9 protein-coding genes are annotated in these 11,863 nt (G+C 65.7%); 2 read left to right on the top strand and 7 right to left on the bottom strand.

Translation table 11 applies throughout. From position 1 onward, the window contains the following. Positions 1 to 85: 85 nt before the first annotated feature. The 5 genes from HFK18_RS08990 to HFK18_RS09010 all read right to left on the bottom strand — a co-directional run bounded on the left by HFK18_RS08990 (position 86) and on the right by HFK18_RS09010 (position 5,758). Positions 86 to 3,001, bottom strand: a complete 2,916-nt coding sequence (locus HFK18_RS08990) for a TonB-dependent receptor (protein ID WP_180165896.1) — start codon at positions 2,999 to 3,001, stop codon at positions 86 to 88. 168 nt (positions 3,002 to 3,169) lie between these two features. After that, positions 3,170 to 4,111, bottom strand: coding sequence for a FecR domain-containing protein (locus tag HFK18_RS08995; RefSeq protein WP_180165898.1), 942 nt, complete (start codon positions 4,109 to 4,111; stop codon positions 3,170 to 3,172). Between the two features lie 103 nt (positions 4,112 to 4,214). Continuing rightward, on the bottom strand, positions 4,215 to 4,715 hold the full coding sequence (locus HFK18_RS09000) for an RNA polymerase sigma factor (protein ID WP_180165900.1): 501 nt from the start codon (positions 4,713 to 4,715) through the stop codon (positions 4,215 to 4,217). 84 nt (positions 4,716 to 4,799) lie between these two features. After that, positions 4,800 to 5,273 carry a hypothetical protein gene (locus tag HFK18_RS09005; protein WP_180165901.1) on the bottom strand — a complete coding sequence of 158 codons (474 nt, stop codon included), beginning with the start codon at positions 5,271 to 5,273 and terminating at the stop codon, positions 4,800 to 4,802. Further along, positions 5,273 to 5,758, bottom strand: a complete 486-nt coding sequence (locus tag HFK18_RS09010; RefSeq protein WP_180165903.1) for a hypothetical protein — start codon at positions 5,756 to 5,758, stop codon at positions 5,273 to 5,275. The genes HFK18_RS09005 and HFK18_RS09010 overlap by 1 nt, the downstream gene beginning before the upstream one ends. Before the next feature lie 182 nt (positions 5,759 to 5,940). Here HFK18_RS09010 and ppa point away from each other — a divergent pair, with 182 nt between their 5' ends. Further along, a complete protein-coding gene (gene ppa, locus HFK18_RS09015) occupies positions 5,941 to 6,477 on the top strand; it encodes an inorganic diphosphatase (RefSeq protein ID WP_025874161.1) in 537 nt (178 codons plus the stop codon). A 151-nt stretch (positions 6,478 to 6,628) separates the two neighbouring features. Next, complete coding sequence (locus HFK18_RS09020; RefSeq protein WP_180165905.1) at positions 6,629 to 7,750, top strand: HDOD domain-containing protein; 1,122 nt, start codon at positions 6,629 to 6,631, stop codon at positions 7,748 to 7,750. A 187-nt stretch (positions 7,751 to 7,937) separates the two neighbouring features. Here the strand turns inward: HFK18_RS09020 and HFK18_RS09025 are convergent, their stop codons facing one another. Then, complete coding sequence (locus HFK18_RS09025; RefSeq protein ID WP_180165907.1) at positions 7,938 to 10,802, bottom strand: TonB-dependent receptor; 2,865 nt, start codon at positions 10,800 to 10,802, stop codon at positions 7,938 to 7,940. A 49-nt stretch (positions 10,803 to 10,851) separates the two neighbouring features. Continuing rightward, entirely contained in the window at positions 10,852 to 11,751 is a 900-nt protein-coding gene (locus tag HFK18_RS09030) for a helix-turn-helix transcriptional regulator (protein ID WP_100553484.1), read from the bottom strand. Positions 11,752 to 11,863 lie beyond the last annotated feature (112 nt).

Below are 11,863 nucleotides of genomic sequence, written 5' to 3' on the forward strand. Positions count from 1 at the left end.
AACCGGCGCTACCGTTATGTTGCGGGTGATCCGCCGGGCATGGCCCGGCGCTACCGGTGGATCCACGCCATGCGTGGATGGTTGATCAATACCGCCAGGTAAAGGCCAATCGCGCGGTCCGGCCCGGAGCCGGCATCACGCCCAGGGCCAGCGGGTCCAGGTAGTAGCGGTCGGTCACGTTGTCCACGTTCGCTTCCACCGACAGCTGGTCGTTGAAACTCCAGCTCGCGAACAGATCCACCAGCGTGGTCGGCCGGTACAGCTGCTGGATCGCCGACAACCCGACGTTCCACTCCTTGTCCAGCTTGCTGATCGGGCCCGCGTTGTGGACCACGCGGGTGCCGAAGGTCAGCCGCTCGTCGAACAGGCGCGAGCCCAGGGTCAGGTTGACCATGTAGCGCGGCGGGTTCTGGGTGTTGCTGTAGGAGCCTTCGAAGCCACCGTCCACGCAGTTGGGCGTGTTGGCCAGCTCGTCATTCTTCCGCTGTGCGCCGTAGGCACGGCGTTCGGCGGCGATGTCCGGCGCGCAGGTCTTGGCCTTGAAGTAATAGTGCGCGGACAGATCGGCAAACAGCCTGCCGCTGTCATAGCTGGACTGGAACTCCATGCCCGACACCTTGAAGCGGTCGACGTTGCGGATCAGGCCGGCCGACAACGTGCGGTAGTCGCGGGTGATCAGGTCATCGATGCGGGTATCGAAGTACGCCAGCTTCAGCGCCAGGCGGTCACCGGCAGTGAACAGGTCGTGCTGGATCGTACTGGCGCCCAGTTCCCAGCTGTGCGCGCGCTCGGGCTTGAGTTCGTCCACCGGCTTGGCCGCAGTGAACAGGCCGAGCGTGGTCTCGAACAGGCTCGGCAGCTTGGTGCCTTCGGCGTACTTCAGGTAGACCATGCTGTCTTCGCTGAAACGGAAGGCCACGCTGGCGGTCGGCGAGAACGCGCTGTCACGGCGGCGGATCGGCTGCGACCAGGTCCAGCTCACCGGCACTTTCAGATCCTCAGCAGCATCGGCGTCATAGAAGTTCCAGCCACCGATGTCGCCGACGGTGCCCTTCTTGTACGGCGAGGCCAGCAGCGACTCCTGGGTGAAGTTGCCGTTCGCGTCGGGATACCAGTTCAACAGGGCGATGCGCTTGGCCCGCCACGACGGCAGCTTGGGATTGCCATTGAGCAGCTCGGTGTAGCGGTACTGGCCCTGCACTTCATATCCGTCCGGCGTGGCCAGGCGGTTGCGGTCATGCACGTCCACGCGGTTCCAGCGCCCGCCCAGCAGCATCTCCCAGTGTTCGTCCGGCGCCCACTTCAACGACGCCACCGCGCTGTATTCCTTGCGCTCGGCATTGCGCAGAAATCGGTTGTTGACCAGGTCGTCGTGCATGATCGGGCCGGAGCTGCCCGGGGCGATGTCTTCATCACTGTAGGACAGGCCGTAGTCGAGGGTGAAGCGGCCGGCACTGTTGTCGAACACCGAGGTATTGCTGGCGTCCAGACCGAAGCGCTTCTGCCGCAACGGGTTGCGGTAGGCATCCTTGTAGCCGGGGTTGCCGCTGAAGCTGGGCGCGTCGTACCACTCGGTACGGCGGTCGAAGTACCACGGGGTGATGCCGGTCAGGCTGTTGTACATCACGCTGTCGGCATCGGTGTACCACGCGTTGACGCGCAGGTCGATCAGCTCGCTGTCCGGGTTGAACCGGTAGCGCAGGCTGTAGCTGTCCATGTCGACGTGGCCCGGGTCCCACTGCGGTACGCGGTCGCGGTCGACGCGGATGATCTGCGAGGCCATGATCTCGCCAGCGGTGCCTTCATAGCGCCGATAGCCCGCTTCCAGCGTCTGTGCGTCGTCGATGCGCCAGGTGCCCTTGAGCAGGGTCGATTTCGAACGCGAGGACGTGTTGAACACTTCGGTGCGCGGCGGATTCAGCGGGGCCAGGGTGCGACGGGTCTGCGGGAAGTCGTCGTAGCCCTTGCTGCCGGAGAAGTAATTGCCGTTGTCGCGGTACGCATAGGCGGCCACCAGGTCGAAGCGATCCCAGTGCCCGGCGGCGGCCACGTTGAAGAACTGGCTGCCGGTGGCGCTGCGATCGCTGCGCGGCGCGGCCTCGTAGCCGGGCAGGTTGTTGGCGCTGCCGTTGGCCAGTCCCCCGCGCACGCGTACGCCGACATCGCGCCCCTCGCGCAGCACGTCATCGACATTCAGCGTTTCCATTTCGACCACGCCACCGATACCGCCGGAGGCATTGGCCTGCAGGCTCGGGCCCTTGGTGATGGTCAGCCGCGAGATCAGGTCGGGGTCGAGGTAGGTGCGCTGCGACTGGCCGGCATAACCACGGTAGGTGTCCATGCTGGACTGGCCACCGTCGATGATGACCGGCACCCGGCTCTGGCCCTGGATGCCGCGGATGTTGACGTCGAAGCCATTGCCCACACGGGGATCGCCCGCAGTGACACCGGCCACGCCCTTGACGATGTCGCCGTTGGAGGTGCCGCGGAACCGCTCCAGTGCGACGCGGCCGATGGTGGTGGTCGAACCCACGCTGCGGTAGCTGTCGAGCAGGCGTGCTTCATCGCTGGCCGCGCCGCCCTGCACGCGGTCTCCGGCCACGCTGAGGGTATCGGTGACGATCACACCGCCCGTCTGGCCCGCCGCAGCGACCTCCAGCGTCACCGCATCGGCGCTTACCCGGCGCACGCTCAGGCCGCTGCCGCGCAGCAGACGTGCGAGGGCCTCGTCGGCTGACAGCGTGCCGCTGACCGGTTGCGAGAGCACGCCCTTGGCCAGCGTGCTCGGATAGACCACCTGCACACCGGACTGCCGCATGTAGGCGCGCAGTGCATCGTCCAGCGGTTGGTCGGGAATATCGAAGTGCTGTACCGCAGCCGGGCCAGCGGTGCTGGACTGCGCCATCACGGTGGGGGTGGCGGTTGCCAGGCCGGCGGCCAGCAGCGCGATGCACAGACGGGACGGGCGCGGTGAGCGGCCCGGGCGGCGGAATTCGTACATGGGGGAACCTGTCAGAGGAGCGTGGCCGCGGGCGCGGCATCATCCGCGCATGCGCGGACCCAACGACGTACGTGGCGGCGGCGGGTACGTTCGTGGATGAGACGCATGGCGGCGCGCGATCCCCAAGACGGATGCGCTGCAGCCGCTGCATCCGCGGATGGCGTGGCGTTACCGGTGGACGATTGCCACACCCAGTGGCAGGCGGGTGACCTGCAGGCCCGCGGTGGCCGCCAGCGCGTCCAGTGCCTGCTCCGGATGATCGACGCGCAGCGCCGCGCTGACGGCTGGAAGCGCCTGGAGATTGCCGCGCACGAACGTCGGCCCTGCGCGATAGCGACCGACCTCATGCACGGCATCGATCACGCTGGCCTGCTCCAGCAGCAGCTCGCCCCGTCGCCAGGCACCGACGCTGTCTGCGGCAACGTCGGTCAGGCGCTGCACGCTTCGATGCTCGCCATAGCCCGCACGTTGCCCCACCTGCAGATAGGTCCAGCCGCCATCAACCGGACTGGCCACGCGTACGCGGCCCTGTCCGACTTCGGCCTCCACCCCGGCGGCAACGTGGGCGACCGTGAATGCGGTGGAGATGTCTTCCACCACACCGTTGCCAGCCGCGACGCTGAAGCGCCTCTGCGCATCAGGCGCCACGTAGAACCAGGCACGGCCACGCAGCAGTTCAATGCGACGACGCTGGTCATCGAAGTGCACGGCGATCGCACTGTCGGCATCGAGCACGGCACGGCTGCCATCGGGCAGATGCACATCCTGCACGCGGTGGTCGCTGCGATGATCCGCCTGCAGGCGCAGCCAGGTATCGGGCCAGACCACCAGCATTGCCAGCGCAGCGGCGGTGGCCATGGCCCAACGCAGCCGCCGCGGGCGACGCGCAGCCTGCCTGCGTTCGATGGCGACCGGACGCGGCCCCACACTGCGCCACAGCATGCGCTCATGCTCGAATGAACGCCGATTCGCAGGCTCGGCCAGCCAGCGCTCGAACGCATCCATGCGCGCGTCGCTGACGTCGCCGGACGCCAGGCACACGATCCAGTCCCTGGCCTGTTCGGCCACGGCATCATCGGCGGTGCTGCGGGGTGTCGGGGGCGGGCTCATCGGCTGGCGGGGGACACGATCAGAGGTGGGCGGAAGGACTAGACCGCATGGGCGGCCTGCGAATCAAGACGCACGGCGGGTGTGCGGCCCCAAGCCGGATCGTTCATCGACCGCTGCGTGCCCAGGCAAGCCGCTGCAGCGCAGTGCGTACGTGGTTCTCCACCGTGGTCACCGACACCCCGAGGCGTCGGGCGATGTCGGCCTGGGTCAGGCCCTGCAGGCGATTGAGATGGAAGATGGTACGCGTCGGCTCGGGCAGGTGGCCGGCGGCATCGAGCACGCGCTGCAACTCATCCTGCGCCATCACCTGCTCCTCCGTGGAGATCTGCTCGTCCTCCTGCCACAGGTAGTGCTCGGCCAGCAGGCGGTTGCGCCGCGTCGATTCGCGGCCATGGTCGGTGGCGAGGTTGATGGCCAGTCGATAGAGATAGGCGCGCGGATTGTCGATGCTCTGGCTGTTGTCGACACCGCGCGCCTTGAACCAGACCGCCTGGATCACGTCTTCCGCCCCGCTCTCGCCACCGAGAATGCGCTGCACGCGCCGCAGCAGTGCCGATCGTTCGCGGATCAGCAGTTCGGTCAGGGTGACGGCGTTGGAGGACATGCGCGGCGACGGGACAGACGGGGGCGGCGCGCATGCTACTCCGTTAATGCGAATAAATCACGTTTGCATTCACGAGCCACTGCATCAGAGACAGTCTGTCAGGCCGTCATAGACGCTCGTGGTCGTGCCGGGCAACGGGGCATCAATCGCCTCATGCCCGGAAGCCTGCCAGACCTGGAGCAGCTCCTCCAGCCGGGTTGCAGGCGCCAGCGGCAGCGTGCAGGCGTAGGTGCCATGGTCGACATCGATCCGGCCGTCCTTCTGCACCCAGGTTTCGCTGCCAGCGAAGGTCCAGACGCAGCTGGCGACCACGCCTGTCGCGCGCTCCACCGAGCAGCGCAGGCGCATGGCCCACAGGTTGTAGTACTGCCCCTCGCAGAACGTGTCGCCACAGATATCATCGAACCCACGCACCAGCATCCGCTCGGCAGCGAGGAAGCGCTCCCGGCCGGTCGCGGGATCGGGATAGTCACGGGCGTCCACGAACGCCGGCGCCGCCTGCGCGGTTCCGGCCAGCAGCAGACCACAGAGCAGCCATCGTCCCGGGAAGGCACGCATCAGGCGCCCCTCCTCTGCAGGCAATCAGGCAGCACCTCGAACAGACCATGATCGAGCCCGGGCAGCGGCGCCATCAGGCCATCCGGCGCCTCCAGCGAGGCAAAGAAGGCTTCAACCGGCACCCCGGGCTGCATCTCCACCGGGCAGGTCCAGTGGCCGTTGTCGACCTGTACCTGCCCTGTGTCGGGGTGCACTGCCAGTTCGCTGGCCGCCAGCACCCAGACGCAGCGCTGCACCGTTCCCCGGTGGGCCAGCACCGCGCAGCGGAACTCCAGCACCCGGTAGTTGCTGTAATCGCCTTCGCAGAAGGTATCGGCGCACAGACGGTCGAATGCCTGGGCAAGCGCGCCCTCCAGCGCGTAGGCCCTGTCCCAGGAAGCTTGCTCGGTTGGGGAGTCGATCAGGTCGACATGCGTCCCGCGCGCCAGCGCGGTCAGCGGGACAAGCAGCAGCAGAACGCCGCAGCGCCAACGGTTCCAGTTCATTGCAGGTCTCCTCGGTTCGGGATTCCAGCCTGCTCCGGTCGCCGGCCCGTCCCCATCGGGATACCCCGTCCTGACCGGTCATCGGCCACCGCGACGGCCCGTCAGCGCCCTACCCTGCACAGCGACCGGCAAAGGCATAAAATGGAGAGCTATCCGTCTACATCCCCCACCTGGAGCACACCATGGGTCTGGAACTCGTCTCGCCCGGCAAGAACCCGCCGGAAGAAATCAACGTCATCATCGAGATCCCGAAGGATTCCGAGCCGGTGAAGTACGAAGTGGACAAGGAAACCGGCGCGATCTTCGTCGACCGCATCCTGTCGACCCCGATGCGCTACCCCTGCAACTACGGCTACGTGCCGAGCACCCTGTGCGGCGACGGCGATCCGGCCGACGTGCTGGTGGTGCTGCCGCTGCCGCTGGTCCCGGGTTCGGTGGTGCGTTGCCGTCCGGTCGGCGTGCTGAAGATGAGCGATGAGGCAGGCAGCGACGAGAAGATCCTGGCCGTGCCGGTCACCAAGGTGTTCGGCGGCTACGCGCACGTGGAAGACATCGAGCAGGTGTCCAGCCACTGGCTGGAGCGCATCGGCCACTTCTTCGAGCACTACAAGGACCTGGAGAAGGGCAAGTGGGTCAAGCTGGACGGTTGGGGCGGCGCGGCTGAGGCCAAGCAGATCCTGATCGAGGCGCACCAGCGCCACCTCGACAGCAAGGCCTGAGACTGAACAGCATTGCTCCGGCGCACGGCGTCGGAGCGATGCGGGTCACGTTTCATGACGGCGGCACATCACCTTTGCCGCCGTATTAGGTAAATTGCGTCACTTCACACGTCTTCGACATCGACCGTCGAGACAGCCAGGGGAATGTGTCGTGCGTATTCTGCTTGTTGGGGATACAGCCAGCCTGCCGGCTGAGCTGACCGAATTCATTGCCGATCTTGGGGAAGACTGGCAGCCGTTGACCGCCACCGATGGCCATACCGCGATGACCGCGGTCGCCACCCAGGGCGTGGACGCGGTGATCGTCTGCCCGCAGTTGCCAGATCTCAACGCGACCACGCTGCTGGGACAGATCCGCACCTTGCGCCCGGAGACCATCCGCATCGCACTTGTCGATGCACAGCATGGCAACCGGCCGCCGCCGGCGCGCCTGATCGGTGTCGCCCATCGCTTCCTGCCCTTGCCGTTGGCACCGGAAGTGCTGCTGGAAGCATTGACCAGCCTGGAAGAGCTGCGCGAAGTGCTGGACAGCCCGCGCCTGCGCGATGCCATCGGCCGCATCGAGAAGCTGCCCTCGCCGCCGCATCTGTACCTGAGCCTGACCCAGGCACTGGAACATGACGACGACGCCGACAGCGCCGATGTCGCCAAGCTGGTCGCCGCCGACCCTGCAATCGCAGCAAAGGTGCTGCAGCTTTCCAATTCGGCGTTCTTCAGCCAAGGTCGCACCATCGCCGACCTGCGCACAGCCGTGACCCGGCTGGGCCTGGCCACGCTGCGCGATCTGGTACTGGCCAGTGAAGTGTTCTCCGCGCCGACCTTGTCCGGCGCCGAACGCAACTCGCTGCAGCAGCGTGCCTTGATGGCCTCGCGATTGGCCGCACGCCTGCTGCCCGACTCCAGCGCCGAACTCGGTGCCACCGCCGCACTGCTGGCCGACATCGGCCTGCTGCTGCCGGGCGTGCGCAACGAACGCAGCGAACCCGAACTGGCGGACGACGACCGTCCCGGCCATGCCGAAGCCGGCGCCTATCTGCTGGGCCTGTGGGGCCTGCCGATGCCGATCATCGAGGCGGTGGCGTTCCATCTGCAGCCGCAGCGCGCCAACACCCGCAGCTTCTGGGTGACCGGTGCGGTGCACGTGGCACTGGCACTGGTCAACGGCGATCCGGTGGATGAGGAGTATCTGCAGCGCGCCGGTGTGCTGAACAAGCTGCCGCAGTGGCGCGAGCACGCCAACAGCCTGATGGGGCTGGTGCCCAGCGACGCCTGAGGCGTAGCGGCAGGCGGGTGCGCAGGGAATGAAAGGCAGGCCGGGTGGCCTGCCTTTTTTCGTGGTGCCGTTGTGCCGGAACGTTCATCCACGCATGGCGTGGATCTACCCAGTCGGTGCAGCGCTCAAACAAGAAGGGCGGACCTTGCGGTCCGCCCTCCTCTTTCTGCTGTCACGCTTCGATGGATCAGAAGCGCTGGGTGTACTTCATGTAGTAGAAGCGACCGATGTCGAAGCCACCGTAGTACGAGAAGCTCGAGTTCGGCTGGCTGTACATGATCGGACCCTGGTGGTTGAACACGTTGTTGGCGCCCGCCGAAATGGTGGCGTTCCACGGCGTGTTGTAACGCACCTGCAGGTCGTGGAAGGTGTTCGAACCGGTGTTGCGGACCGGAATGGCCAGAGTGTAGGCCGAGGAGAAGTCCGGGTTATTGCACTCGGCGCCGCCGGTGCGGTCGTAGGAGCACTCTTCCTTCAGGCCCGAGTAGTAGCGCATGCCCCAGTTGACACCGAAGTTGCCCAGGCTCCAATCGATGTTCAGGTTCGAGCGCACGCGGAAGTTGCCACCCCAGTCGCCAGTGCCCCAGCCGGTGTGCTGCTCGACGGCAGTCTGCTCTTCGTTGTCACGCTTGTACTCGAGGTAATCGACGTAGGTGGTCTTCCAGTCGATGACGATGTTGCCGAAGGAGAACTCCGGCAGGCGGTACTTGATGCCCAGGTCGTAACCGGCGGTTTCCTGGTAGCCGCCGTTGATCAGCGTGCGGGTGACGTCGGTCACCTGCGAGCCATTCTCCGGATCGCGGGTGACACGGTCACACGCATTGGCGTTGCCCAGGATGTAGCACTGGTTGAGGATGGAGGTCACCGATTCGGCCGCGATCACGTTGTCGATGCGGATCTTCCACCAGTCCAGGCTGATGTCCAGGCCCTGGACGAAGTTCGGGCTGTAGACCAAGCCGACCGTCCAGGTCTTGGAGGTTTCCGGCAGCAGCTCGGCGTTGGAGCCGGACAGGTAGGCGTAGTTGGACTGCGACCCCGGACCGGTGGCATCGATGCCGCCCGATGCTTCCTGGCGGAAGTTGGCCGGGACTGCGCCGGCGCAGCGCGCGGCAACCTGCGGGTTGCGTACCGCAGCACCGAACAGGGTGTCACACGGATCGGTGTACTTGTCGAAGGTCTGCGAGGTGCCGCCGTACAGGTCGGCCACCGTCGGCGCACGGAAGCCCGTGGCGTAGGTACCGCGCACCAGCAGGTCGTCGATCGGCTTCCACTTCAGGCCGAACTTGCTGTTGAAGGTGTTGCCGAAGGTGTTGTAGTCCGAGTAACGGCCGGCCATGTCGACCGACAGTTCCTTGGCGAACGGCAGGTCGGCCAGGATCGGCACGTTCAGCTCGAGGAAGAACTCGTTGAGCTTGTAGCCACCCGCGGTGGAGGCACCGGCCAGATCGGTGCTCAGGCCCGACTGCAGCAGCGCATCCGGGTTGTACTCGGCTTCCTCTTCGCGGTGCTCATAGCCTGCGGCGAACGACAGGTCACCCGCCGGCAGGGTGAACAGCGCGCCGGACAGGTTGGCACTGTAGACCTTGGACGTGGTCAGCGAGGTGTCGTGGGTCGGCAGGAAGAGGTACTTCTGCAGATCCGGGTTGGACAGCGAGCCAGCGCCTTCGACGCCATAGCCCAGCAGCGGGTTCCACGGGGTGCAACCGGCGATGACCGCGCCCTGGGCACCACAGTAGGCAACACCGTTCTCGACGAACGACGGGCCGACGGCATTCTTCACGTTCGGGATGAACAGGTTGCCGGTGCCGGTCTTGGTGCCCTTGTTACGGTTGTAGACGTAACCGACATCCCAGTCGAAGTACTTGTCGCCGAACTCGAACGAGCCTTCCAGGCCTGCCGAGAAGCGGAAAGTGTTCAGCTCGGACTTGGTCTGGCGCGGCATTTCCCAGGTGCGACGCATGAAGTCGACATCCTGGTCCAGCGGGTTGAACGCACTGTCCTTGGACAGCTTGGTGCCGTAGGCGCTGGAACGGTACGGGTAACCGGCGATCTGCTGCAGCGCCTCGCGTTCGGTGTAGAGAACGTTGGCGGTACCGCGGATGTTGTCGGTGAAATCGTACTGGCCGTTGGCGAACACCGAGCGACGCTTGATCCCGGTCGACAGATACATCTGCTGCGACGGGTTGGACAGGTCGGCGTTGGTCAGCTCGTGGTAGTTGGCGAAGTCGGTCGGATCGGCACCCGGGTTCACGACGTAGTTGTTGCCGCCGGTGACCAGCACGCCCTTCTCGGTGATCGCCGACCAGCCATTGGCATCGTCTTCGGTCGGGAACGCATGACGCGGGCCGTTGGCGTAGGCGCTGAAGCTGCGGTCCTTGGCCAGCACCGGCTTCTCGTCACTGTACTCTGCACCCAGGGTCAACGAGCCACGGTCATTGGTCATGCCGTAGACGAAGTTGTAGGTTTCCTTGTCGCCGTCGCCCTGGCCGTACTGGCCGCGGTAGACGCTGGCTTCCAGGCCATCGAAGTTCTTGCGGGTGATGATGTTGACCACGCCGGCAATGGCATCGGAGCCGTAGATGGCCGATGCGCCGTCGGTCAGCACTTCCACGCGCTCGACGATCGAGGTCGGGATCGAGGCCAGATCGGTGTAGCCACCGGAGCTGACGCCCATGCGCTTGCCGTCCAACAGCACCAGGGTGCGCTGCGGGCCGAGGTTGCGCAGGTCGACGTACTGGCCGCCGACTTCTTCGCCCGAGGACAGGGCATCGGCGCGGCTGATCGCCGGCGAACCGGTCGCCGACAGGTTCTGCACGATGTCGGCAACGCTGGTGAAGCCCTGCTTTTCAATGTCGGCGCGCTGCAGCGCGATCACCGGCTGCGCGGTTTCCATGCTTGCCTGGCGGATGCGCGAACCGGTGACCGAAATGCGGTCCAGGTCGGTCGTGCCGCCGGCAGCTGCGTCCTGCGCCGAAGCGAAGGACGGTGCCAAGGCAAGCGCAATGCCGGCCGGCAACAAGCCGAGCCGCACTGCAGGAATACGAACGTTCATCAATCTCTCCAAGGTACGTGTTAGTAGCGTGTTAAAACGCCGTAGCACGTTACGATTGCGTTGCAGCGCTGTATTTGCGCGACACAACCGGAGACTTTGCGGAGTGTGGCGGAAGCTGTCCGTCGTTCTCGCGGAAGCGCGAAGCGGACTGCCCATATCGAGCGCGGAAGGCGCGCGCGAAGCTGCAGCAGTTGTCGAAACCGCTGGCAGCAGCGACTTCACCGACCATCATGTCGGTGTCGCGCAGCAGATCGGCCGCGCGCTCAAGGCGCAACCGTGCCGAAAGCGACTGCGGGCTTTCCTCGTACAGGCTCTGGAACGTCTTGGAGAGATACCAGCTGGAGAAGTTGGTCAGCTCGGCCAGTTCGCCGATGCGCACCACACGGTGGCTGTTGCCTTCCAGATACAGGCGCGCGCGTTGCATGCGACCGAACACCTGGCGCTTGCGACTGCGCGAGCGGCCGGGGCAACGCTGCACGTTGTCTGCCAGGCTGCGCTGCAGACCGGCCAGATGCAGCAGCAGCGGACGCAGCGCCTGCGCCGGCTGCCCGCTGGCGAGGGCATCACGCCACAGGCGCAGTGCCACGCGTGCATCGGCCCGGTTCATCAGGCCGCGGCCGGCGTACAGGCCGCAGTCGGCCATTTCGGTCAGCACACGCAGTGCTTCGACGTTCAGGTTCATGCCCACGCACAAGCCGTTGCGTCCGGCCTGGACCAGCGGCCTGGACTCCTTCTCGAACGCGATCCACTCGCCCTGGCGAAGGCGGAACCGCCCTTCCTTGGCTTCCACCCACGAGGTACCGCGCACCTGCATCCAGACACTGAAGCTGATGCCGGCGGTCTGCAGGCTGCCGAGGCGGGCAACGCCCATGCAGGTCGGCGCGACATCGTCGATCGACTTGTCCAGGGAGAGGGTTTGGCCACGATCGGCCAGCGAGAGTTGACGCATAGGGGCACCACGGATTTGCCAAGTACAGGCCTCCGTTTTGCCAAATCAGGCGGCAGCGCGTCAGGAAAGACTGACGAGATCGCCACGAATTCGCGGCGAGATCGTCACGAAG

The organism is Stenotrophomonas sp. SbOxS2, from assembly GCF_013416715.1.
GTDB classification, from domain to species: Bacteria; Pseudomonadota; Gammaproteobacteria; order Xanthomonadales; family Xanthomonadaceae; genus Stenotrophomonas; species Stenotrophomonas lactitubi.